Annotated in this window: 27 protein-coding genes; 4 read left to right on the top strand and 23 right to left on the bottom strand. The window is 31.3% G+C overall.

All coding sequences use genetic code 11. The annotated features are described in order from the left end of the window. Nucleotides 1-279: 279 nt before the first annotated feature. The 11 genes from OA93_RS07700 to OA93_RS07650 all read right to left on the bottom strand — a co-directional run bounded on the left by OA93_RS07700 (nt 280) and on the right by OA93_RS07650 (nt 8,438). The gene (locus OA93_RS07700) at nt 280-513 is read right to left on the bottom strand and encodes a hypothetical protein (protein WP_039112556.1); all 234 of its coding nucleotides are present in this window, start codon (nt 511-513) and stop codon (nt 280-282) included. A 208-nt stretch (nt 514-721) separates the two neighbouring features. Beyond that, the gene (locus OA93_RS07695) at nt 722-1,720 is read right to left on the bottom strand and encodes a TerC/Alx family metal homeostasis membrane protein (RefSeq protein ID WP_039112555.1); all 999 of its coding nucleotides are present in this window, start codon (nt 1,718-1,720) and stop codon (nt 722-724) included. A 54-nt stretch (nt 1,721-1,774) separates the two neighbouring features. Beyond that, entirely contained in the window at nt 1,775-2,434 is a 660-nt protein-coding gene (locus OA93_RS07690; protein ID WP_039112554.1) for a TerD family protein, read from the bottom strand. A gap of 6 nt (nt 2,435-2,440) precedes the next feature. After that, the gene (locus tag OA93_RS07685) at nt 2,441-2,992 is read right to left on the bottom strand and encodes a TerD family protein (RefSeq protein WP_039112553.1); all 552 of its coding nucleotides are present in this window, start codon (nt 2,990-2,992) and stop codon (nt 2,441-2,443) included. A gap of 9 nt (nt 2,993-3,001) precedes the next feature. Continuing rightward, nucleotides 3,002-3,967, bottom strand: a complete 966-nt coding sequence (locus OA93_RS07680; RefSeq protein ID WP_039112552.1) for a hypothetical protein — start codon at nt 3,965-3,967, stop codon at nt 3,002-3,004. A 22-nt stretch (nt 3,968-3,989) separates the two neighbouring features. Beyond that, nucleotides 3,990-5,078, bottom strand: coding sequence for a toxic anion resistance protein (locus OA93_RS07675; RefSeq protein WP_039112551.1), 1,089 nt, complete (start codon nt 5,076-5,078; stop codon nt 3,990-3,992). Between the two features lie 6 nt (nt 5,079-5,084). Then, nucleotides 5,085-5,693, bottom strand: coding sequence for a TerD family protein (locus OA93_RS07670; protein WP_039112550.1), 609 nt, complete (start codon nt 5,691-5,693; stop codon nt 5,085-5,087). Nucleotides 5,694-5,697: 4 nt separating this feature from the next. After that, complete coding sequence (locus OA93_RS07665; RefSeq protein WP_039112549.1) at nt 5,698-6,252, bottom strand: TerD family protein; 555 nt, start codon at nt 6,250-6,252, stop codon at nt 5,698-5,700. Between the two features lie 3 nt (nt 6,253-6,255). After that, nucleotides 6,256-7,062, bottom strand: coding sequence for a phosphoribosyltransferase family protein (locus OA93_RS07660; protein WP_039112548.1), 807 nt, complete (start codon nt 7,060-7,062; stop codon nt 6,256-6,258). Nucleotides 7,063-7,064: 2 nt separating this feature from the next. After that, entirely contained in the window at nt 7,065-7,730 is a 666-nt protein-coding gene (locus OA93_RS07655; RefSeq protein ID WP_039112547.1) for an HAD family hydrolase, read from the bottom strand. 132 nt (nt 7,731-7,862) lie between these two features. After that, entirely contained in the window at nt 7,863-8,438 is a 576-nt protein-coding gene (locus OA93_RS07650; RefSeq protein ID WP_039112546.1) for a TerD family protein, read from the bottom strand. 772 nt (nt 8,439-9,210) lie between these two features. On the opposite strand from OA93_RS07650, the gene OA93_RS07645 reads away from it, so the two are divergent. Next, the gene (locus OA93_RS07645) at nt 9,211-9,810 is read left to right on the top strand and encodes a DUF937 domain-containing protein (protein ID WP_039112545.1); all 600 of its coding nucleotides are present in this window, start codon (nt 9,211-9,213) and stop codon (nt 9,808-9,810) included. 87 nt (nt 9,811-9,897) lie between these two features. Here OA93_RS07645 and OA93_RS07640 read toward each other — a convergent pair whose 3' ends face one another. The 6 genes from OA93_RS07640 to OA93_RS07615 form a co-directional block, all read right to left on the bottom strand. Next, complete coding sequence (locus tag OA93_RS07640; RefSeq protein ID WP_039112544.1) at nt 9,898-10,806, bottom strand: pseudouridine synthase; 909 nt, start codon at nt 10,804-10,806, stop codon at nt 9,898-9,900. Nucleotides 10,807-10,944: 138 nt separating this feature from the next. Further along, entirely contained in the window at nt 10,945-11,901 is a 957-nt protein-coding gene (locus OA93_RS07635) for a geranylgeranylglycerol-phosphate geranylgeranyltransferase (protein ID WP_039112543.1), read from the bottom strand. A gap of 61 nt (nt 11,902-11,962) precedes the next feature. After that, nucleotides 11,963-12,553 (bottom strand): DUF502 domain-containing protein, encoded by a 591-nt coding sequence (locus tag OA93_RS07630; protein ID WP_039112542.1) that lies wholly within the window; start codon nt 12,551-12,553, stop codon nt 11,963-11,965. Nucleotides 12,554-12,695: 142 nt separating this feature from the next. Beyond that, nucleotides 12,696-13,634 carry a hypothetical protein gene (locus tag OA93_RS07625; protein ID WP_039112541.1) on the bottom strand — a complete coding sequence of 313 codons (939 nt, stop codon included), beginning with the start codon at nt 13,632-13,634 and terminating at the stop codon, nt 12,696-12,698. A 30-nt stretch (nt 13,635-13,664) separates the two neighbouring features. Then, on the bottom strand, nt 13,665-14,015 hold the full coding sequence (locus OA93_RS07620; RefSeq protein WP_039112540.1) for a four helix bundle protein: 351 nt from the start codon (nt 14,013-14,015) through the stop codon (nt 13,665-13,667). Nucleotides 14,016-14,043: 28 nt separating this feature from the next. Further along, nucleotides 14,044-15,135 (bottom strand): diphosphomevalonate decarboxylase, encoded by a 1,092-nt coding sequence (locus OA93_RS07615; protein ID WP_039112539.1) that lies wholly within the window; start codon nt 15,133-15,135, stop codon nt 14,044-14,046. Between the two features lie 107 nt (nt 15,136-15,242). Here OA93_RS07615 and OA93_RS07610 point away from each other — a divergent pair, with 107 nt between their 5' ends. Beyond that, complete coding sequence (locus OA93_RS07610; RefSeq protein ID WP_039112569.1) at nt 15,243-15,719, top strand: TspO/MBR family protein; 477 nt, start codon at nt 15,243-15,245, stop codon at nt 15,717-15,719. 19 nt (nt 15,720-15,738) lie between these two features. On the opposite strand, the gene OA93_RS07605 is transcribed toward OA93_RS07610, so the two are convergent. From OA93_RS07605 to OA93_RS07585, 5 genes are all read right to left on the bottom strand, one after another. Continuing rightward, a complete protein-coding gene (locus OA93_RS07605) occupies nt 15,739-16,491 on the bottom strand; it encodes a hypothetical protein (protein ID WP_039112538.1) in 753 nt (250 codons plus the stop codon). 156 nt (nt 16,492-16,647) lie between these two features. Beyond that, a complete protein-coding gene (locus OA93_RS07600; RefSeq protein ID WP_039112537.1) occupies nt 16,648-17,322 on the bottom strand; it encodes an MBL fold metallo-hydrolase in 675 nt (224 codons plus the stop codon). A gap of 61 nt (nt 17,323-17,383) precedes the next feature. Next, the gene (locus OA93_RS07595; protein ID WP_039112536.1) at nt 17,384-17,959 is read right to left on the bottom strand and encodes a Crp/Fnr family transcriptional regulator; all 576 of its coding nucleotides are present in this window, start codon (nt 17,957-17,959) and stop codon (nt 17,384-17,386) included. A gap of 11 nt (nt 17,960-17,970) precedes the next feature. Continuing rightward, nucleotides 17,971-19,179 (bottom strand): NAD(P)/FAD-dependent oxidoreductase, encoded by a 1,209-nt coding sequence (locus OA93_RS07590; protein ID WP_039112535.1) that lies wholly within the window; start codon nt 19,177-19,179, stop codon nt 17,971-17,973. Between the two features lie 73 nt (nt 19,180-19,252). Beyond that, on the bottom strand, nt 19,253-19,939 hold the full coding sequence (locus OA93_RS07585; protein ID WP_039112534.1) for a glycerophosphodiester phosphodiesterase family protein: 687 nt from the start codon (nt 19,937-19,939) through the stop codon (nt 19,253-19,255). A gap of 39 nt (nt 19,940-19,978) precedes the next feature. On the opposite strand from OA93_RS07585, the gene OA93_RS07580 reads away from it, so the two are divergent. Together OA93_RS07580 and OA93_RS07575 are read left to right on the top strand one after the other, a co-directional pair. Further along, a complete protein-coding gene (locus OA93_RS07580) occupies nt 19,979-20,302 on the top strand; it encodes a type II toxin-antitoxin system Phd/YefM family antitoxin (protein WP_165572091.1) in 324 nt (107 codons plus the stop codon). A 3-nt stretch (nt 20,303-20,305) separates the two neighbouring features. Beyond that, entirely contained in the window at nt 20,306-20,599 is a 294-nt protein-coding gene (locus OA93_RS07575) for a type II toxin-antitoxin system RelE/ParE family toxin (RefSeq protein WP_039112532.1), read from the top strand. A 297-nt stretch (nt 20,600-20,896) separates the two neighbouring features. Here the strand turns inward: OA93_RS07575 and OA93_RS07570 are convergent, their stop codons facing one another. Then, nucleotides 20,897-22,762, bottom strand: coding sequence for a glycoside hydrolase family 13 protein (locus OA93_RS07570; RefSeq protein ID WP_039112568.1), 1,866 nt, complete (start codon nt 22,760-22,762; stop codon nt 20,897-20,899). Between the last annotated feature and the right edge of the window lie 57 nt (nt 22,763-22,819).

Raw genomic sequence — 22,819 nt, 5'->3', positions numbered from 1 at the left:
TTTTTGTTTCTACCCAATCTTGTCACCCTGACGAAGGAAGGGTCTCCGTAAGAAACTAACACAAAGCTTTTCTTGATTGTCGAGTTACTGGCGGAGATTGCTTCGCCAGTTCGCTATCGCTTGTGTCTTCGTTCCTCAGAAAGACAAGTTTGCGGTTATTTTATGTGTAAGCTGGGAGTTTTATGAGAAGCTAACACAAATTATTTAAGATTATCGAGCTACTAGCGAGGATTTCTCATTCTTCGAAATGACAAACTGGACGAAAAAACAACCCTTTCTTCACTCCACATCTAAATAAGGATCTAAGGCTTCGGCTAATTTGTTGAGCCAATAAAAATTATCTTCAATGTTTTTTATTTCTGATGCTGCGGTTTCGCATCCTCTCATTAAGCATAAAGCAAGCAGATGATTTACTTGGCGTATTGTTTTTGCCATGTCTTCGGGTTCCATAACTTCATTGAAAAAATCCCTTAGTCTGATTTCTGTTTCTTTTGAAAGTCTATTTTCGCTCATGATTTTAAAATTTAGTAAGGAGTATGAAAATATCATAACAGCAAAAGTGATAAGATTTATTCTGTAATTGAACGCATATATGGGGTCAACTCTATTTTATATTTCTCTATGCAAAAGATTGATAAAGGATAAATGTTTAATCGAGAAACTATAACGCATAAAAAAAGACCTCAATTGAGGTCTTTTTTTTTGTTTAAATATATTGGTTTTATGCTTCTTTTGGTTCTGGAAACATAACCGAAAGTACTACAGATATTACTAAAACACCTGCAATAACAATTAACGAATACATTGATTCGATGTGGTAGAATGGCGAAATAATCATTTTTACTCCAATAAAAGCAAGGATTATCGCTAAACCATACTGTAATTTGCTAAACAAATGAATGAAATTATCAAGTAAGAAGAATAATGCTCTTAAACCTAATATTGCAAAAATGTTTGATGTATAAAGAATAAACGGATCATTAGAGATTGCAAAAATCGCAGGAATTGAATCTACTGCAAAAAGTAAATCGGTAAATTCTATTACAGCTACAACTACTAAAAGTGGTGTTGCTAGTTTTTTTCCGTTTTCGTATGTAAAGAATTTATCTCCATCATACTTATCGCTTACGCTAAAGAATTTTCTAATTAATCTTGCTCCTCTTGTATTGTTGTAATCTTCGTCTTCGTCCTCATTTCCTGATGACCATGATTTTATTCCTGCATAAACTAAGAATAATCCAAAGGCTGTCATGATAAGGTTAATATCGTATTTAAATCCTTCGACACCAACTAGGCTTAAAAGCTTGTTTAAATAGGTTAATTCGATTAAAAAAGCTCCAGAGAATATAAATATAGCTCTAAGGACTAATGCTCCTATAATACCCCAAAATAAGACTTTGTGTTTGTTGGTATTTGGTACATCAAAAAACTTGAATACCAGGATAAACACAAATAGGTTATCTACAGAAAGTGCTTTCTCGATCCAATACGCCGATTGAAACTCGTAAAATTTAGCTGAACCTGCATAATAGTATACTAAACCACTAAAACCCATTGCTAAACTGATCCATACTAATGACCATGAAATAGCTTCTTTATTGGTTACGACATGACTTTTTTTGTTGAAAATACCTAAATCTAGTAATAGCATTATAACTACTGCGATTGCAAATATTGCTATTAATCCAGGATGTTCTGAGAAAATGGGATGTTCGTTCATTATTGTTTATTAAGTTGAAATTTATTATTTATTTAGATTTATTTGTTTCTTTATTTATAAATATGATTGAAGTATTCTTTGGGCTGTTTGTCCTAAGAAACTATCTTCGGTTGGGTCACCAATGGCACTAAATCTCCATTCGTTATCGCGTTTGTATAATTTCCCCATGATGATAGAACGTTTGTTTATGTATTGTCTATCTGCAGAAACGTTATAGGACGCAAATTCCGAAATTACTTTTGTTGGTGTTCCCTCATACATTCTTATTTTGGCATACGGTATTTGCGAAAAGTCTTCTTTTCCGGCATTATTCAAAAAGAAAAATATCTGAGTAACTTTTGCGTCAATTTTCGACAAATCTACGGTTATGATTTCATTATCCAAACCATCATCGCCACCTTTATCACCCGCAAGATCATCGCCAGTATGTTTTAATGCTCCATCGTTGCTTAATAATTTACCTTTGGATAAACCAAATTGCTGTAAAGCCTCAAGACGGTATAATGGAGAATATAAATGATCATAAAGTTTATTTTGATCATCTATTAATATGCAGCTTAAATCAAGGTCAACATCTGTTACGTTTTTTGATAAACCTAAGAATCCTTTGGTTTCTATTGCTCCCCAGTTTACACCAACACAAAAGCTGGTTAATGATTCTCCGCTTGATTTTCTTAAATCAATTTTTTGTCCTTTGGTTAAATTAATTGCCATGTGCTTTTAATTGTATTTGTTTATATAATCCTGAAGACCACCTTTCATCCCGATTCCTACGGCTTCAAATTTCCACTCTTCGTTTCTTTTGTAAATTCTTCCAAATTCTACGGCAGTTTCTATAGAGAAATCTTCGTCTAATTCGTATTTAACCAATTCTACATTCGATTGATCTAAAATTCTGATAAACGAATTACGTATTTGTCCAAAATTTTGTCTTCTTGTATCTGCGTGATGTATTGTAACTACAAATGAGATTTCGTTAACCTCAGGAGCTATTTTAGATAAATCTACTTGTATTTTTTCATCGTCTCCGTCGCCAGCACCAGTTAAATTGTCTCCAGTATGAATTACTGCCTGATCTGGTGATTTAAGGTTATTGTAATAAACAAAATGATTGTCGCTTGGAATTTTTCCATTTGCTCCAATTAAAAATATTGATGCATCTAAGTCAAAACTTTCTCCAGTGCTGCTAGAATTACTATCCCATCCTAATCCTACTGTAAACTTTGGAGCGTCGATGCTTTGTCTTTGTCCTTTTTCTAAATTAATTGCCATTCTATGTTCTTAATTAATATTAATATTTAACATTGTTTTTAAAATATTGGTCTGTTCATCTACATTTTGTAACTCATCAAGAAAATCTACAGATGAAATTTTGTCCAGATACTCTTTTAATACTTCTTGAACTGTATCTGGTAGTATTGTTTTTATTGTACTAAGCTCTAATTTTAAATCAGCATTTTTAGCTGTTAACTCCATTACGATTTGCTCTTTTGATGAGCTGTTTTTTGAGAAATCAATTCCTTTTGCTCTTTCGTGGTCTAGAAAATAGAACGATTTGTCTTTTGCAATAAAAATAAATTTGTCGTTAGAATCTCTAAATTCATAAGCTTCGACAACTTCATTATTGTAAACCAGACCGCACATGAATTTAATTTTAAATTTAAGAATGTTTAATCTTCCTAAAAGTTTTCTTTCGAACTTAACAAACGAGTTTTCGTACAAACTATTGCTGGCTTGTGTGAGTTGCTCGTATTGTTCGGTATTTATTTCTCGATAATATTCGGATTGAGCACTATCTGAAAAAATCGTAATCTCATTCCAGTTAAAAAAATCTTCTTTTTCTGTTGCAAATAATTGATAGAGCTGTTCAATTTTTTTAGACATATTTAGAGCATGCACTTGTGTTTGCTTAGCAAATTTGGCTTCTCCGATTTCGACTTTTAATTTAGAAACAATGTCATCATTAATATATATTTCATCAGTAATTAAAAGATACTGTTGCTCTTTTGATTTCTTGATTTTTTGAAACAAATCAATAAGACTATTTGTAAACTGAATGTGAAATAATTCTAATTTATTAATGTCTAATGTTCGGTTGTTTTGAAAAAGAGAGTGGATTATTTTTGTTTTGATCAAGGTATTAACAAGGTCCTTGTGATTAAAGAAATTGGCTAACAATTCTAAAATCACAAGTCTTCTGTTACTATCTTTTATTATTTGAACGAACCGTTCCTCTTCCTCTTGCATTTAATTGATTTCTTATTTTCAATTAGCTTATAACACCTTTTTTTAATTCAGTTTCAAGACTTTGTAAACCAGCGTCAAGTTGTCTTCTGGTTTCTGTACCTTGGTCGTGAATTTGTTTTACTTCTGTCAACGTGTCTATTAAAGATTTTGTTGTCATTTTCAATGTCTCTAAAGAAACAATTGTATTTTCATTTTCTCTGGCAACTTCTATGCTGTTTTGTTTTAGCATTTCGGCATTCTTTTGTAAAATGGTATTTGTTGTCTCAGATACTTTACGCTGAATCTCGATATTCTGTTTTTGTCTTTGTAAAGCAACGGCTAATGTAAGCTGGTTTTTCCAGACTGGCATTGTTGTCGTTAAGATAGATTGCGCTTTTTCGGCAATAGAGGTGTTGTTGTTTTGAACCACACGTATTTGCGCTAGAGATTGCAACATAATAAAACGAACAATTTTCATGTCGGCTAAACGCTTATCCAGACGATTGATGAAATTTCTTTTGTCAGAAATCTGATAGTCTTGATATTGTGCTGTATTAGCTTCCATTACTGCAAGTTCTTCGTTTAGTTCTTTAAAACGAATTTGTCCTGCAATAACGTGTTTTTCCATTTCTTTGATAAGTCCAACATTACCATCAAACATAGTTTGAAGTGCACTATTGTCTTTTACCGAATTGATCATTCCAGCTTTTACTTTATTACTGATTTTGTCAATGTTTACAGTAATTTTATCGTATTGCTGAAATAACTTTTTTACATCAGTAACTAATTTATTAAGAACTGGAATTTTTGAAAGAAATCTTTTAAACGGACCTTGATCTAATTGATCAATATCTACATAATTTAATTCTGTCAATAAATCGTTTATCAAAGTTCCTACTTCACCAGAGTTATATGTTCTAACGTTGGTTAAGAAAGTATCACTTTGTTTGGCGATAGAGTTTTGAATTTCGGCACCATAATTCAAGATAGAATTGGCGTCGTTTTCATTTAACTGATTTGAAATCGATTTGTAACTATTTACTTCAGCTTCGGTAATTGTAGCCAAGTTTACATTTCCATCTTTGTCAATTAACGCAAGATTTTCCTGTGTAACTAATTGATTATCTATCATCTTATTTTATAAATGATTTTGTTGAATAGTAAGAATTGTTTCTTCTAGTTTTTTGTCTTTTGTTGGAGCTCCAATCGCACTAAATTTCCACTCATCGTTTCTTTTGTAAAAAACACCAAGTACCATCGATACATTACCAGCGAAAGAAGAATCGTTTGCAACGTCGTAACGAGCAAATTCCTGACTAACTTTTGTTGGTGTGCCTTCGTAGATACGAATAGATGCAAAAGGAATGTCTTTAAAATCCTGACCTCTAAAACTATTGATAAAAAAAGCAACGTGATTTGCAGAAGGAGATAATCTAGAAAAATCCAGAGTAATAACTTCATTATCTAATCCGTCATCACCATTAATATCTCCAGTTAAATCATCACCACTATGTTTGATAGCTTGGTCGTTTGATTGTAATTTTCTGAAATTAACAGAGTCAATATGATTTTTTTTGTCATCGTAAACTGCGCAACTTGCATCTAGATCAACAGGTTCTTTCTTTGTTCCGAAAAGTCCCTTTTTTTCGATTGCACCCCAATTTACTCCTACACAAATGTTTTGTAATTTTGTACCGTTACTTTTTTCAAGATTGATACGTTGTCCTTTTTCTAAATTAATTGCCATAATCTTAGTTATATTTATTTAAGTAATCTTCTAATCCGCCTTTCATTCCTGCGCCAATAGCTTCAAATTTCCATTGTCCGTCTTTATTGTATATTCTTCCAAATTCAACAGCTGTTTCTATAGAGAAATCTTCTTCTAATTCGTATTTCAGCATTTCGGTATTATTGCTATCATCTACAATTCGGATGAAAGAATTACGAACTTGTCCAAAATTTTGTTTTCTTGTTATAGCATCGTGAATCGTAACTACAATGCAAACTTCTTTTACCGAAGCATCAATTTTAGTTAAGTCTATTTTTATTTGCTCATCATCTCCATCTCCATCTCCAGTTAAGTTATCTCCTGTATGTATTACAGCCTCGTCTGGTGATTTTAAATTGTTATAAAAGATAAAATGTGAGTCAGAAATTATTTTTTTGTTCTCACCCAATATAAACACAGAAGCATCAAGATCAAATCCAGATCCAGTTGAACTGTTGTTTGTATCCCATCCTAAACCAATTGTGAATTTTGGGGCATTTATGTTTTCTCTTTGCCCTTTTTGTAAATTGATAGCCATAGTTTAATCTATTTTTATTACGTTAATATTGTTCTTGTATTCTATAATCTGATGATAATTATTACTTATCGCAAGATGAAATAAATCGTTGCTTTTTTCTGTAGATATATTATTTACTAAATAGGCAAACTCATCTTCGCTGAGACTTAATATAAACTTCACTATACGAGTGTTGTACTGAAAATGATCGCTGTTTATAATATTCGCGATATCCTCGACATTCTTAACCGAATAATAATTATAATGGTTCTCTATGTTCGGATGTATCTCTTTGTTTATTAATTCAGCAAAATACACAAATATAAAATCTCCATTTACATTATATTGATTTAGTATTTTATTTACCGTATGTTCATGACTTCCAGTTATCTTAATGTCATCTACGAAAATACAAAGTTTTCCATCAATAAAGTTTCTGTCGATATAATAAGTATCATTCGATATTAATTTTACTCTTTCTTCAAAATCTAAATTTCCATAATCGGTAACATAGGTTTGATTTCTGAATATTTTAGATTCAATAGATGCTTTTTTGTTGTTTTTAAATAGGAAACTGTTCAGTTGTTTCTTAAAATAATAACATAAAAAGTTTGAAGCAGTAGGAATCGATAAAAATGGACTTGGCAGAATGACAATTTCCTGATTTGATAAAATTAAATCATGATATTGATCTACAAAGCCATCAAACAATTCTTTTGCAAATTTCTCTGCATAAAATTTATCCCCAAACTTAAATCGGCTGTATTCTTTTTCCTGAAACGGACAATTATCTTTCTCAAGAATTTTATGTAAACTATAGTTTCTATTCACTTTTATAATTTTAATAGATGTGCATCAAATCCAAAATTAATAGCTCCGTTGTAATCGGCGATAATATTGTCTCCTATATGCAGTATTTCTTTTTTGGTTATCGGTTTAATTTCATTTGCTTGGTTAAATACCAATTGAAATATTTCGTTATTAGGTTTTGAAAGTCCCACTTCATCTGAGTAAATCTGAAATTGAAAGTAAGATTCTAATTCATAATGAGAAAGTATCTTTCTTAATGTGTTTCCTTTAATGAATGCTGTATTACTTAATAAGTTAATGGTTTTATCTTGTTGGGTAATCTCTTTAAAAAGTTGCGGGATATTAGCATAAAGAAGTTCAGGTTTGTATTTTAAAAATAATAACTCTGTCTCGTTATAAAATGATTTTAATTTAGTGGTGTCGATATCATTTATATTGACATTTAGTGCACTAAGAATTAGGTAATATATTTCGTAAGTGTCAATATTTAACCCAGTTCTTTCGTTTATATTATTGCATAAAACATCATAATAGCGCACAACATCATTAACCTTTTCGATTGTAGCATCTACATCGAAAAAATCTTTGAATAATAAATTTCTTTTGCTTTTAAATTCGGGATTTGATTTTATTAGGGTTAGCCATAAATCAAAAGAAAGGTGACTGTGATTTTCGTAATTTATTTTCAAGCTTGTGATTTTAATTAAAACAAATTTATTTTAATGTTTCAAACAACTTCAATCGAGTTTCTTTGAATTGTAAAACAGTTTGTTTTCTGTAATTATTAATGAAACGAATGGCTCTGGACTAGGTATTAGAAATTATTTAATGATTTCGCCAGAATAATATTTTTCTAAAAAGTAACCTAAATCGGCTCTGTATCCTATTCCCGAAGCTTCAAACCTCCATTGTTCATTTCTTTTATAAAGCCTTCCAAATTCTATTCCTGTTTCTATCGAAAAGTCTTCGTCTAACTCATATTTTGCAATTTCTTCACGAGTCGAATTGTCAACGATTCTTATGTATGAGTTTCTAACTTGACCAAAGTTTTGTTTTCTTCTTTCGTAATCCTCAATTGTAACCACAAATAAAATTTCTTTTACCCTTGGGTCGACTTTTGTCAAGTCAATTTTTATAGCTTCATCATCATCGCCATCACTACTTTTTCCGTCGGGATCATCTCCTGAATGTTCTAGAGATCCGTCGGGAGATTTGAGATTGTTGTAGAAAACAAAATAATCTTCATCTAAAAGTTTTCTTTCAGAATTAATCATAATTGCTGAAGCGTCTAGATCAAAATTGCTTCCTGTGCCTTCATTTGGATCCCAACCTAAACCAATTGTTATATTTAATAAGCCAATATTTATTTTTTGCCCTTTCTGTAAGTTAATTGCCATAGTGTGGTGTAAAGTGAAACCTATTTTAAAGGGTTAAAATTAAAATTTAATTTTGCATAAAACTATTTAAATATGCTAAAAACAGGTTTTTATTTCTATTATTTTGGTAAGTTATTTACAGCCTAGGGCTATTTTAGATAAAATCTCAGATTTAGTAAGCTTATCCTTAATGCTGAAAAAAAATCTTCTTCTTGTTTTGTTTTGGAAAACTTAAATCCTGTAAAACTTAATTTTGGTTAGTTTCTTCTAATTGAGTGTTTTGGCTTTTTTAGATTTGTTTTAAATTCTGATTTTTTAAATGCTTACTATTTTTGGAACATTATGACATTTAGAATTTAATTAAAGAAATAGATTTTTCTTAAACTGATCTCCAGAATAAGATATAAATGCATTGATGAATCTGGGAAAACGGAGTAGTATTTTTCGTCTAAATTTAGACTTCAGCCAGTTTTGTTATAATTAATTACAGGATTCGTTAACGCTGGTTTGTTTCTGAAAAAAGGAAAAAATAACTGTTGATTCGCTATATTATTATGTAATTTCTTAATTTTTTTTCAAGTTTTAGTTTGTATTGATATTTAGAGTATTAGCGATTTTATTGGGTTTTAAGAAAAGGGATGGAATTAATGAGAAATTGAGAAGAAAAATTTTTAACGTTTTTTTTGGATATGTTATTATTTTACATACATTTATCACATAAACGATAAAATGCCACACTTTGTCGATTATTTATAATTGATATAAATTATTTTTAATTAAAAAATCCAGATTAATGAATCCAAATTTACAAATTGAACTTAGACGTTTTATTTCTTCAAATGTTGTTTCAAAACTGAATAAATTTTATTTTGAAAATGACGCCTTATTAATTAAAGCTATTGATGCTTCTATCGGAACTATCTTAATAGGAGTTTATAATAAAATACACGAAGTCAGTTTGTATAATGAGTTGGTAGAGATTGTTGGGAATACAGACTTTTATAAAGAAATAGATTTTGAATCTGGAAGACTATTATCAGTCGATGAATGTTATAAAGACGAAGGCAATAAGTTATTAAAACGAATTTTTGATAACAAAAAGGGGCGAATTACCGAAATGGTCTCTAACGAAGTAGGTATTAAAAGCGAAACTGCTCGCGAAGTATTAAATTTTTCAGCATTATTAGTTCTTTCTTATTTTAGCTATAAAAAGCAAGTGCAAGAAGACCTCCAATTATTGCTAGAAGAGCAAAAAAGAGGTGTTTTAAATAGTATTCCTCTCGGAATAAAAATTATCTTAGGTTTTTCATCTTACGAAGTTGTTGAAGAAAAAAGGAAAACCAGATTTTCAAACTCAATTTTCAATCACATTTTTTCAAATAGTAATTCTTAAAAACCGTCTTTTGTTTTTAAGTTAAAAAAAAATCCCATTTTACATTTTGTAAAATAGGATTCTCTCGTTTATATATAATTTGAAGATTTATACGTTCTTCAAATTGATAACTTCTTGTTCTGTTAAAAAACGCCAGTTACCTCTTGGTAAATTCTTTTTGGTTAAACCAGCAAAAGATACACGGTCAATACGTAAAACATCATATTCAAAGTGTTCGAAGATAGCACGAACTACTTTTACATTTGATGAACGTAACTTTAACCCAATTTCGCTTTTTGGCTCATTGTCGATATAGCTAATGTCTTCAACAAAAACACGGTGTCCATCAAGAACTAATCCTTTGTTTATTTTTTCTAAATCTTCAAATTTCAAGTTTTTATCTAATGAAACCTGGTATATTTTAGATGATTTCTGGCTTGGTAAAGTAAATTTACGAAGCATATCAGTATCATTTGTAAACAATAATAAACCTGTAGTGTTTTTATCCATTCTACCAACTGCAGCAATCTTTGCATTAGTCGAACCACGAACCAATTCTAATACGTTACGGTATTCCTGACCTTCGTCAAAAGCAGTCGTAAAGTTTTTTGGTTTGTTTAATAAGATGTATTCTTTCTTTTCTGGAGTTAAAGTTGCTCCGTCAAAATTTACTGTATCTCCTGGTTTTACTAAGTATCCCATTTCTGTAACAGGTACTCCGTTTACTTTTACATTCCCAGATTGGATGTAGATATCTGCATCACGACGAGAACAAGCGCCAGAATTAGCAATATATTTGTTTAAACGAATCTCATCAGCAGCCTTTTGTCTTTTAGGTGCTTGATTCGGTTTTTTGGCAGCTTTTGCAGCAGCTTCTTCCTCTACTTTAGTAATCGGTTTCGCTTTTTTTGGCCCTTGTGCACGCTTTTGCATGGCAGGTTTTGGCTTATTTGAGTTAGGTCTTGAGCTATTTGCTCTTGGTCCTTTTCCTTTATTATTGCCTTCCTTATTATTCATAAATCCTGTAATTTGTGCAAAGATAGTTTATTATTGGTTAATAGCAGTAACTTGATTGTTGTTAGATTACTAGCTTTTAATACTATTACCAGCCTTTTAATTGAAAATAATCTAAAAATGCTGAAAATTTTAAATCAATTATATTTTTAAAAGTAAAGTTTTTCCATGCCACAAAACACTTGGATTAATAAGTACAATACAAAACACTCCCGAAACGATAAGAAATTTTAAAACATTGTGCAGAAGTAAAAATTGTGTCTTAGAATTTGATTTCCAAAGGTAAAGTAAGAAAAATATTAAAACAATAAAGCAGATGTAGAAATAAATGTCCATATAACCTACATCATATATTTCGATTAGAATGTAAACGGGAACAATAGTAAGAAAAGTTAAAAAGGTAATTATCTTTTTTGAAGTTCTCTCACCATAAAGAATTGGGATGGTTTTGTAATTATTAACCAAGTCTCCTTTTAGGTTTTCTAAGTCTTTTATCATCTCACGAATAAGCAATAATAAGAATAGAAAAACAGCATGAGCAGAAATTACTGCAAAATGCCCTCTTTGGTTTTCTAAATCATCAAAAGAAATTTGATTGTAAAAATATACTAATATGGCAAAGAATGGTAAAACAGCAAGTAAGGCAGCCGTTAAGTTACCGATTAATGGATACTTTTTTATTTTATGAGAATAAAACCAGATTAAAAATATATACGCCGAAAAGAATAAAAATGCCCTCCAGGACACAATCAGCGCCATTAATGAGCCAATGAAGTTTAGGGTGAAATATACGCTCAGTTTTGTTTTCTGACTTACTAATCGATCCAACATTGATTTGTTGGGACGATTTATTAAATCTTTCTGACTGTCATAAAAATTATTAATAATATAACCTGCAGCAATAGTAATTGCCGAAGCAAAAACAATTAAAAATAAATTGAAGTCAAGTAGTATGTCAAGCGCCCTTTTTTCGGGAGCCAAAATAAATATTGCCGATAAGTATTGTGCTAAAACGATAATAGGAATGTTGTAGCCTCTTATTACAGAGAACAAACTTATTATTTTCATCGCTAAGATTTTATTCTGTCGGCTTAACATTTCTTTTGTTAGAGGTTAGTGTTCTTTGTAGGATACAGATTATATATTGGTTTTAAAATTACTAAAGTACATCTTTTAATAATTTTGAAGAGCCATATCCCAATTTTCTTATGCATACTAAAGCCTCTTTTTGTGATATTGTGGTTTCTTTTATTCTTTCTTTTTCCATAAAATAGATAGAACCACTCCACGGACTTGGGGCATTCGGGATAAAAACCGTGCAATGTTCTTCGTCGATTTGTTCTATTAAAAAAGCAAATTGCCATCCATCATCTACACGAGCCAAAACAACTTTTAAGTCTTTAGAATTTTCAAGCCCTATGATGTTTTCATTCATGTTCTTCATAAACGAATATCCAGGGATAAGACTTAAAATGCTAGTTTCTAATTTAATAATTAAGATTTTTGCTTGTTTGGTTCGAGCTAATAATCCTGCCAAAAAACAAATTAATATAATAATTAGTAGGCCTATTAATTCTTCTAGCGCCATTCCTAATACTCTTACTTTGGGTAAATTACTAACTAACGGAATGGTAATCTTTTGTAAAATGTGATAGCCTTTTTCAAAAAGGACCAGGATTATGGCTAATGGAATCAGAAAAAGAATTCCGCCTACAAAAGTTGACTTGAGGATGCTTAAAATACTTTTCATATTAAATAACTTGCTAGATTGTGATAATTTTTTAGGAAAAAAAGGCACGTTAGTGGCATTTAATTTTTAGAGTCGAATATATATCGACTCTAAAAATTGTAACTATTTAATATTCTAAAATCTTAGAATTTGTATTCTGTATTTAAAATTGGTAAACTACTTCTAGTTTGTAGTCTTTTAATGATTGCTTAGCGCGTTCTAAATCTTGAGTAAAACCAAGAATATAACCTCCACCGCCAGAACCACATAATTTTAGGTAATAATCGTTTGTGTCAATACCATTTTGCCAAATACCATGAAACTGTTCTGGAATCATAGGTTTGAAATTATTCAAAACTACTTTTGATAATTTTTTGGTATTACTAAATAAAGACTTCATATCGCCATGTAAAAAATTCTCTACACAAGCATCAGTATATTTTACAAACTGGTTTTTTAGCATAGTTCGGAACCCTTTGTCTTTTAGGTTTTCCATAAAAATATTTACCATTGGAGCAGTTTCACCAACAATTCCTGAGTCTAATAAAAACACAGCTCCTTTTCCGTCAAAACTTTGATTAGGAATTCCAGTTGCCTCAATATTATCTTTAGAGTTTATTAAAATCGGGATGCTCAAGTAACTATTTAATGGATCTAAACCAGAACTTTTTCCGTGGAAAAAACTTTCCATTTGAGAAAAAATAATTTTTAACTGTAATAATTTCTCACGAGTTAAATTTTCTAGAACCGTGATTTTATTTTGAGCATATTTATCATAAATGGCAGCTACAAGTGCACCGCTACTTCCAACTCCATATCCTTGTGGGATACTTGAGTCAAAATACATTCCTGTTTCAACATCATTCTTTAAAGTAACCAAATCAAAAGTAACCAATTCTGGTTGCTCTGCTTGTAATGTTTCAAGGTATGATGTAAATCTGCTTAGACTTGCATTTGAAGAAATGGCTTCTGCTGAAGGGTTTTCGGTTCTCTTCAGTGCGCCATTGTAAAAATTATAAGGAATAGACAAACCTTTAGAGTCACGAATAATTCCGTATTCTCCAAAAAGTAATATTTTCGAGTAAAATAATGGTCCTTTCATAGTTGAAAATTGATAATTAACAATTGATAATTATGCATTTTTTGTGGTTTTTACGATGCTTGTTAGCAAGCGTAAGAGTTCTATTATTTTTGGTTTAATGTTTTGAAATTCAATATCTGAAAGATATTTAGTTTCGTGTAACAAATCTAACCAATATTCTGTTTCGTTTGCTTCTTTTAATGAAATAGATAACTTATGAATAAAATCTGCTTTACTTTGTGCGTGTTCTGCTTCTCTTACATTAGCCCCTATTGAGGTTCCTGAACGTAGCATTTGCCTAGATAAAACGAATTCTTTTTTCTCAGCTAAAACTTTATAAAGACCAACTATTTCAATTGCAAAAGCAAAAGTTTTTTCCTTTATAATGTTTTTCTTTTCCATAAACTATGTAATTATCAATTGATAATTTTTAATTATCAATTAATAAGCTTCCGCTTCCAATTTCGTCGCAAAGGTACTGACCATTCTGACAAAATACAACTAAATCGTCCTGAATAAATTGTAAGATTTCTTCTTTAACGTTTTCGGGATACAAAATATGAACATTTGCTCCTGCATCTAGTGTAAAACAAACAGGGATTTTTGTTTCTGTTCTAAATTTCCAAATAGCATTAATAATCTGAAGTGTATTTGGTTTCATTAAGATAAAATACGGCATTGATGTCATCATCATAGCATGTAATGTCAATGCTTCGCTCTCAACGACTTTAATGAATTCGTCCAAATCTCCACTTTCAAAAATAGAAATTAGTTTATCTAAGTTTTCATGCGCTTGTGCAAAACGTCTTTCGGCATAAGGATGGTTGTGCATTAAATCATGACCTACAGTACTCGAAACTTGTTTTTCGCCTTTATCAACTAATAAAATAGTGTCTTGGTAATTTTTAAAGTTTTCATGAATTGTATTTGGAAATTCTACTCCAAATAAATCTGAGCTTCCTTTTATATTTGCTTGATTTCCCCAAACAACTACGCTTCCTTTTACACTTCGGCATGCACTCCCTGAACCTAAACGAGCTAGGAAAGAAGCTTTCTGAAAGAAATAATCATCGGTCATTTCTGGGTTTAAAGTTTTTTCTAAACTCATAAAATTCATTGCCAAAGCTGCCATTCCAGATGCCGATGAGGCTATTCCTGAACTATGTGGAAAAGTATTTTGAGTGTCAATTGTAAAATGATACTCTTTTAGGAAAGGGAGATAAACGAAAACGCGTTCCAAAAATTTCTGTATTTTCGGTTTGAAATCTTCTTTTGGTTTTCCCTCAAAAAGTAAATCGAATGAGAAATTATCAGTTGAAATGTCTTTTTTAGCGAAAGCTAGTTTAGTAATTGTTTTACAATTGTTTAAAGTAAAACTTACTGAAGGATTAGCTGGAATTTGATTGTCTTTTTTTCCCCAATATTTTACCAAAGCAATGTTACTTGGGGCGCTCCACTCAAAATTGCCTTGATCTATAGTCGAAGTATATTTTTTTGGAATAAAATCGTTTGCTGTAAACATAAAAATATAAAATTTACGCAAAGATACTTTTTTTGAATTATACCTTTTGCACTTTTTGATAGCCTATAAAAATGTTTACCTTTATTAACTCAAAAAAAGAATATAAAATGAATAAAATCACTCGAATTTTAGCTGTTGTTGTTACTTGTCTTGCTATTGGATATTTTTCGGGAATTGTTACCAGAACTAGTGTTGATACTTGGTATCCGACTTTAATCAAGCCAAGCTTTAATCCGCCTAATTGGGTTTTTGCACCAGCTTGGAGTTTGCTTTATCTTTTGATGGGGGTTGCAGCTGGATTGGTTTGGGACCGAATAGAATATGAAAAAGAAGCAGTTAAAAATGCATTGGTTTTCTTTGCAATTCAATTGGCTCTAAATGCTTTGTGGTCTTATTTATTCTTCGGATTAATGAATCCGTTATTAGCGCTTCTTGAAGTTTTTGTTCTTTGGCTGATGATTTATGAAACACTTTTAAAATTTATAAAAATCAATAAAATCGCAGGTTATTTATTAGTTCCTTACTTGCTTTGGGTAAGTTACGCCACGGTTCTGAATGCTAGTATCTGGTGGTTGAATAAATAGTTTTTCTAGTTTCGGAGACTTAGTTTTTAGATTCAGCTTTCATTTTTTTAAAGCTTTCATTCTTTGCATACAAAAAATCCATTGTGGTTAATATGTTATTGTGTTCTAAAAGGTTCTTAGATCTTGGGTCAGCATCACAAAAAGTTAGAAATAATTCTTTTTCTTCGGGGTTTAATTTTAAATCCTTTGTGAAAAAATCTGGATTCAATGTTGTCTTTACAAGTTGAATAAAATCTATTTCTGGTGTTTCGATTTTTCTTTCTTTTTCTTTTTTAAATATGTTATAGATTTGTTTACCAAGTCGAACAAAATCAGTTCCGAGATCAATCGGAGCTGTTCCATCTTTATAACCATCAATTTTCATCCCTAGTTTGGCTCTGGATTTGTTTAATTTAATTTCTTTGATTTCTTCTTTGGTTATGAATACCGATTTTGGGTTTTTAGATAAAATGAGCACTTCTTTTAATTCTTCTGGTTTTGGAAGCATCTTTACAGTAAGATTATTCATTTCAATATTTTCCTGAGTTATTTTTAGTCTTTTAAAAAGATAATCATTGGAGAAAAATATTAAACTGTCTTTTACATTTACTAAAATCAAGAATTCTCCTTGTTCATTTGTAGTAGTACTAGTTTTAGACGTTTTATTGATTACTTCTACATTTTTCAAGAGGATAGTTTCTGATGTAACTTTTCCTTTTAAGAGTTTTTCTGTTTGTGAAACACCAAGTTGGTAGGTAAATAAAGAAATTGTAGTAAGTAATTTTGCTTTCATCTATAAGTATTAAGTTGTAAGTGAAATTATTAGAGTTATCTTAAATAAAACTTATGGAATTTCTAAAGTCTTGTTAATTCAGTTTTTAAATTATCAGTCTCAATGTTATTACCAGTCGTAGTTCTTAGAGTTGAAAACTGCGACTGGTACTGAATACTAAATTGCAGAAATTTTATTCACGAATCGAGCTAATTCACCGTTATTTATTAGAACAGGGCCATGACCAAAACATAATATTTTTGGGTTTAACTTGGCTAGTTTTTTTATGGATTCCCTATTTTTTTGTTGATTGGTTGTAAACAAGTTTGGAGGTTCATGTAATCCAGGAACAGTGGTTAATAAATTCATGTTAGTCATTACATCACCAACTATAAGAACACCATCGTGTTCTCTAAAAAAAGATAAATGCCCGCTGGAATGCCCAGGAGTTTCAATTACAGTAAATCCGCCTACGATATCTCCTTCTTTAATAATTTTGGATACTTGACAACCTTTTCCAGCCCAGACTTTTGCCTGAAAATTAGAAATTATATTATTTGGATTTGGGTATTCAATAGTTACATTTCCGCTTTCGGCCGCTTGTTTTTCGGGTTCACTACACCATAATGGGATTTTTAAAGTATCACAAATGATTTTACTGCTTCCCTGATGGTCGGCATGCGCATGGGTGAGTACGTGGGTATTTACTTTTTTATTTTTTATAGCATTTAAAATTTTGGATGCCGAGCTTCTTATTCCTGCATCAATAAGTACATCTTCAATTAAATAACAATTAATACTGTTTCTGGGTAATACCGGTATTTGGTACACATTTTTGGCTACGTTTTTCATTTTATCAAATTTTATTATTGACAAAGATGAAAAACGAAAATACTAACCTATTTGATAAATGTTAAGAAATGCTTTGTCTAATGCGACTTAAAGATTCGGGTGTAATACCCAAAAAAGATGCAATGTATATAAGTGGTGTACGCTTGATAATCTTTGATGGTGCGGTTTGTAAAAAAGTAAGGTATTTTTCTTTGGCAGGAATCATTTGTAGTTTCAATAATCGATCTGCCATGCATAGGTAGTTTTGTTCGGCCAGAATTCTTCCAACACGTTCCCAATTAGGAATTTCATTATATAATTGTTGCATTCTTTGATAGCTTATCGAAAGAACTTCGCATTCCTCAATACATTGTATGTTTTCGAAAGAATGAGTTTGGTTTATAAAACTGGAGTAGGAGGCAATAAAGCCATCATCACAGCTTAAGTAAGTTGTAATTTCTTTTCCGTTTTTTAAATAATAAACTCTGGCGAGCCCTTTAATAATGAAATAAATTTTATTGCTGGTTTTCCCAATAGTAGCTAAATATTCTTTGGCTTCAATTTTATCATATTCAAAACAAGAAACAATCTTTTTAATTTCGTCTTCGGTAAATGAAGCGATTGCTTGTATTTGTTTTTCTAATGAAATTGAATTCATAGTTAAGTCTTTTAGATACTATTTGCTACAATAAAACCACTTGTCCATGCATTCTGGAAATTAAATCCACCAGTAATTGCATCGATGTTTACAATTTCTCCAGCGAAGTATAAGTTTTCATGAAGCTTGCTTTCCATCGTTTTAAAGTTGATTTCTTTTAAATCAATTCCGCCTGCGGTTACAAATTCTTCTTTAAAGGTACTTTTTCCGTTTACCGGGAAAGTTCCATTTGTTAACTGATTAGCTAAATTCTGAAGTTGAATTTTAGATAAATCTGCCCATTTAGTTTCTATTTCTATATTAGAAGCGAGAACTAAACTTTCCCATAATCGATTTGGGAAATCGAAAGGGGACTTTTTGGAAACTGCTTTTTTGGCGTGTTCCTGTTTTAGATCTTTTAATATCTTTTCGGCATCTTCGGTATCAATGTCATTTAACCAATTTACAAAAATCGTAAACTGATAATTTTTATCATGCAAAATACGTGCTCCCCAAGCCGAAAGCTTTAAGATTGCCGGACCACTCATTCCCCAATGGGTAATTAATAATGGACCTGTTGATTCTAGTTTGGTGTCTTTTACCTTTACTGTCGTTTGTGCAGCAACACCAGGTAACTCTTTTATTCTTGGGTCTTTTATATTAAAGGTAAATAGGGAAGGGACTGGGCTTACTACGGCATGCCCAAAAGTTTGTAACATTTCCCATATTTTAGGATTACTTCCTGTAGCTAAAATCAATTTTTCAGCTATATAATTCTGGTTTTGTGTTTCAACTTTCCAGAAGTTTTCTTTTTTAAAAATAGATTGTACACTTTGACCCGTAAGTACTGTAATACCTAATTTTGCGGTTGCTTTTAAAAAGCAATCAATGATAGTTTGTGAAGAATTTGAAACAGGGAACATTCTCCCATCATCTTCAATCTTTAGTTCTACACCATGTTTCTCAAACCATTCTATGGTATCTCCGGAACAAAACTGATGGAATGGTCCTCGTAGTTCTTTTTCGCCACGCGGATAAAACTTAACCAATTCATTAGGCTCAAAACAAGCATGAGTTACATTACAACGACCACCACCAGAAACGCGAACTTTTGTTAGTACTTCGGAACCACGTTCTAAAATAGCGACTTTTAATTTTGAGTTTTTCTCTACAATATTAATTGCTGTAAAAAATCCTGCTGCTCCGCCACCTACTATTATTATATCAAAATTTTGAGTCATATTTTTGTTTTAACCTCTAAGTATCTTTGTCAAAGTTTTGAACTTTTACAAAGATTAATTGGGAAGTTGGTTTTTATATTCTATCTGGGAAATCACTAATGATTCCGTTTACGTTGTATGTTTTTATTTTTGCAATGTCTGCTGCCTCATTGACTGTCCAAGGAAAAATCTCAAATCCTTTTTCTTGTATTTGTATTGCGTTCTCTTTGCTTAACAAATTAAAATCGGGATTAATTGCTTTTGCTTTTATCGCTTCTGCAAAAGTAATAGCCGAGTCAATATCGGTTTCGGTTAAAACGCCAACGGGTATTTTCGGATTTAGTAAAACTATTTCTTGTAAAAAATCCCATTCGAAACTTGAAACAATAAAAGAATTGTAATTCCAGTTTTTTTCCGAAACGTATAATTCGATTAATGCAGCTACCGCATTGACAGTTCCTTGACCTTTTAATTCTATATTAATAAAACATTGTTGGTTTACTAAATCAAAAATTTCTGGTAATGTTGGAATTTGCTGCTCCTTTTCTGTGCGAAACGCTTTTAATTCCTGCAAAGATAAGTTATTTACAAAGCCTTTTCCGTTGGTAGTTCTGTCAATTGTTTCGTCATGAATTACAATAATATGGCCATCGGCGCTCAGGTGAACGTCTAGTTCTATTCCGTGAGCATTTAAGTCTAATGCTTTCTGGAATGCCTTTAAGGTGTTTTCGGGTTCGTAACCTCTTGCGCCACGATGTGCTATTTTAAGAATTTCACTCATAGTGCTACAAAAGTAAACAAAATGGCGTCGATTTTAAAAATGAACGATAAAGAGCTCTGTACATTTTTACGTACATTTGTAAAAATACTAATCATGAAAACAGTTAGCGTAACAGAATTTAGAGGGAACATTAAAAAATATCTTGATATTGCTGAAACTGAAAAACTAGTAATACATAGAAGTAAAGGTAGATCTTTTGTGGTTATACCTTTAGAGGATGAAGATGACGAGTGTTTGTTAAGCAATAAACAAAAAGTTGCGATAGATCAAGCTTTAGAGGATGTTGCTAATAACAAAGTACATTCTCATGAAGATGTTATGGAAGAAACTAAAAAACGCTTTCCTCATTTATTCAACAGATAATCCATGATACAAATAATTTGGACAGAAAGTGCCAAGCTTGATTATTGGGGAAATATTGAATATTTGGAAAGAGAATGGACATTGACAAACGTGTATAGTTTTATAGATAAAACAAACGATTTAATTGAGTTATTAATCAAAGAGAATTTAGTTTTTAAACCAACAAATTATAAAAATATATTTCAAGTTCCAGTAACAAAACAGATAGTTCTGTTTTATAAAGTTTTAGATAATAATGATATTGAACTTTTAAGATTTTGGAATGCGTACCAAGATCCTAAAAGTCTTATGCTTTAATTAATAGATATTCAAATTAGATTGTTTTATTGAGATTTTACCGCAAAGAACACAAAGTTTTACGCAAAGTCCGCAAAGCTTTGCTTTAAGAAGTAGTTTATGAATTGTGGATTCGCACAGATTTAAAAATCCTTTTAATCCGTATAATCTGTGGCCAAAAAACATTGTGGTTTAACCGCAAAGTCTGCAAAGCTTTGATTAAAAGAAAGCCACAGATTATAATGATTCGTACAGATTTCAAAAATCCATTTAATTATTATAATCTGTGGCTAAAACTTTGTATTTAGATTTTAACTTTTATTCTAGTTCTAGTACTATTGCTGACTTTGGTTCTAGAGTAATTTCAGATGTTAAATCGAACGTTTTTCCTGTAAGGATGTCTTTTCCTGATTTAAAGTTTTTGATGTTTTCTTTAAAACGATTTGTTTTAAGAGATTGCGCTGTAGCATTGTTATTAAAAACTACCATTACAGTTTTAGCATCAGTATATCTGAAATAAACATAAGTATTATTCTCAGGGATATAATGTGTCATTTTTCCGAAATGAACGGCTTCATTTGATTTTCTCCATTTGAATAATTTTGAAGTAAAATCGAAATATTTAGCTTGTTCTGTTGTTCTTCCTGCTGCGGTAAAAGCATTGTTTTTATCGCCATTCCATCCGCCAGGGAAATCTTGACGAATATCGGCATCGCCTTTGCTTTTATCACCACCCATTCCGATTTCTGAACCATAATACAATTGTGGGATTCCACGAACGGTTGCCAATAAAGTCATTGCCAATTTGTATTTGACAAAATCATATTTATAAACATCATTGATTCTATTTGTATCGTGATTTTCGGCAAAAACCAAAATATTGTCTGGGTATGGATATAGATAATCTAATGCAAAATTGTTGTAGAATTTAATCATTCCGTTATCCCAAGTTGCTTCACTTTCGTTAAAAGCAGAACCAATTTGATTATGTAATGTAAAATCCATTACACTTGGTAAATTAGAATTGTAGTTTTCAATCGCACCTATTTTACTGTCTTTTTGCCAAAAGGCTAAATTTGCCTGATTGTGCATCCAGATTTCTCCAACAATATTAAAGTTTGGATATTCATTGGTAACATCTTTTGCCCAATTTGCCATTGCAGCTGGGTCAGAATAGTTGTAAGTGTCTACTCTAAATCCGTCAAGATCTGCATACTCAATCCACCAAATTGCATTTTGAGTTAGGTATTTTGCTACTAAAGGATTTTTTAAATTTAAATCTGGCATTGAAGGTACAAACCAACCATCAATACAAACTTCCTGATCTAATTTTGAAGCGTGAATGTCTGTGATTACTTCACGACGGTGGTGGGTTTGTGTGAAGGTTTCAAATTGATTGAACCAAGTTTTGGTTGGCATATCGTTAATCATCCAATGTGTGATTCCCCAGTGATTAGTTACATAATCCATAACCAGTTTCATGTCTTTTTTATGCATTTCTGCAGCCAAGCGTACGTAATCTTCGTTTGTTCCGTAACGAGGATCTATTTTATACACATCAGATTGGGCGTAGCCATGATACGAATGTTGTTTGTCATTGTCTTCGTTTAAAGGCGTATTCCAAATAGTTGTTGCACCTAGAGAAGAAATATAATCTAAGTTTTTAATGATTCCGTCAATATCACCACCATGACGTCCGCTTGGGTCTTGTCGGTTTCCTTTTTCTGTTAGAGTAGCATTAGTATCGTTTTTTGAGTTTCCATTTGCAAAACGATCTGGCATGATTAAATACATCACATCGGATGCATCAAAACTTTTGCGTTGAGCAGAATTTTCTCTTCTCTTTTTTAAAGAATATTTTTGTGTAAATGCAACTTTGTTTTTGTTTTTAAATGAAAAAACTAACTCAGATGCTGGAATGTCTTTAGTGTCGATTGTTACGAAAATGTAGTTAGGATTTTCGGTTTTTTTAATGTCTTTAATAGTTACATTATTAGAAACAGTAGGTTCGTATTGGGCAATGTCTTTTCCGTAGAACATAATCTGAAGTTCTGGATTTTTCATTCCTGCGTACCAAAAAGGAGGCTCTGTTTTCTGAATTTGCGCTTTCGCGGAAGCAGAAAACAATAAAACAAATAGGATTATTTTATAGATTGAATGGTTGAGGGTTTTTTGGATATCCATAATTTTAAATGTAATTATTCTCGTTGTCAGTTCGAGCGGAGTCGAGAACCATTGCGG

This window comes from Flavobacterium sp. KMS (genome assembly GCF_000813005.1).
Taxonomy (GTDB): domain Bacteria; phylum Bacteroidota; class Bacteroidia; order Flavobacteriales; family Flavobacteriaceae; genus Flavobacterium.
This window is presented reverse-complemented; position numbering and strand designations above follow the sequence as displayed.

Coding starts and splice junctions, on each gene's coding strand:
- OA93_RS07700 (WP_039112556.1), bottom strand. CDS start 513: ATGAGCGAAAATAGACTTTCAAAAGAAACAGAAATCAGACTAAGGGAT.
- OA93_RS07695 (WP_039112555.1), bottom strand. CDS start 1,720: ATGAACGAACATCCCATTTTCTCAGAACATCCTGGATTAATAGCAATA.
- OA93_RS07690 (WP_039112554.1), bottom strand. CDS start 2,434: ATGGCAATTAATTTAACCAAAGGACAAAAAATTGATTTAAGAAAATCA.
- OA93_RS07685 (WP_039112553.1), bottom strand. CDS start 2,992: ATGGCAATTAATTTAGAAAAAGGACAAAGACAAAGCATCGACGCTCCA.
- OA93_RS07680 (WP_039112552.1), bottom strand. CDS start 3,967: ATGCAAGAGGAAGAGGAACGGTTCGTTCAAATAATAAAAGATAGTAAC.
- OA93_RS07675 (WP_039112551.1), bottom strand. CDS start 5,078: ATGATAGATAATCAATTAGTTACACAGGAAAATCTTGCGTTAATTGAC.
- OA93_RS07670 (WP_039112550.1), bottom strand. CDS start 5,693: ATGGCAATTAATTTAGAAAAAGGACAACGTATCAATCTTGAAAAAAGT.
- OA93_RS07665 (WP_039112549.1), bottom strand. CDS start 6,252: ATGGCTATCAATTTACAAAAAGGGCAAAGAGAAAACATAAATGCCCCA.
- OA93_RS07650 (WP_039112546.1), bottom strand. CDS start 8,438: ATGGCAATTAACTTACAGAAAGGGCAAAAAATAAATATTGGCTTATTA.
- OA93_RS07645 (WP_039112545.1), top strand. CDS start 9,211: ATGAATCCAAATTTACAAATTGAACTTAGACGTTTTATTTCTTCAAAT.
- OA93_RS07640 (WP_039112544.1), bottom strand. CDS start 10,806: ATGAATAATAAGGAAGGCAATAATAAAGGAAAAGGACCAAGAGCAAAT.
- OA93_RS07635 (WP_039112543.1), bottom strand. CDS start 11,901: ATGTTAAGCCGACAGAATAAAATCTTAGCGATGAAAATAATAAGTTTG.
- OA93_RS07630 (WP_039112542.1), bottom strand. CDS start 12,553: ATGAAAAGTATTTTAAGCATCCTCAAGTCAACTTTTGTAGGCGGAATT.
- OA93_RS07625 (WP_039112541.1), bottom strand. CDS start 13,634: ATGAAAGGACCATTATTTTACTCGAAAATATTACTTTTTGGAGAATAC.
- OA93_RS07620 (WP_039112540.1), bottom strand. CDS start 14,015: ATGGAAAAGAAAAACATTATAAAGGAAAAAACTTTTGCTTTTGCAATT.
- OA93_RS07615 (WP_039112539.1), bottom strand. CDS start 15,135: ATGTTTACAGCAAACGATTTTATTCCAAAAAAATATACTTCGACTATA.
- OA93_RS07610 (WP_039112569.1), top strand. CDS start 15,243: ATGAATAAAATCACTCGAATTTTAGCTGTTGTTGTTACTTGTCTTGCT.
- OA93_RS07605 (WP_039112538.1), bottom strand. CDS start 16,491: ATGAAAGCAAAATTACTTACTACAATTTCTTTATTTACCTACCAACTT.
- OA93_RS07600 (WP_039112537.1), bottom strand. CDS start 17,322: ATGAAAAACGTAGCCAAAAATGTGTACCAAATACCGGTATTACCCAGA.
- OA93_RS07595 (WP_039112536.1), bottom strand. CDS start 17,959: ATGAATTCAATTTCATTAGAAAAACAAATACAAGCAATCGCTTCATTT.
- OA93_RS07590 (WP_039112535.1), bottom strand. CDS start 19,179: ATGACTCAAAATTTTGATATAATAATAGTAGGTGGCGGAGCAGCAGGA.
- OA93_RS07585 (WP_039112534.1), bottom strand. CDS start 19,939: ATGAGTGAAATTCTTAAAATAGCACATCGTGGCGCAAGAGGTTACGAA.
- OA93_RS07580 (WP_165572091.1), top strand. CDS start 19,979: ATGAACGATAAAGAGCTCTGTACATTTTTACGTACATTTGTAAAAATA.
- OA93_RS07575 (WP_039112532.1), top strand. CDS start 20,306: ATGATACAAATAATTTGGACAGAAAGTGCCAAGCTTGATTATTGGGGA.
- OA93_RS07570 (WP_039112568.1), bottom strand. CDS start 22,762: ATGGATATCCAAAAAACCCTCAACCATTCAATCTATAAAATAATCCTA.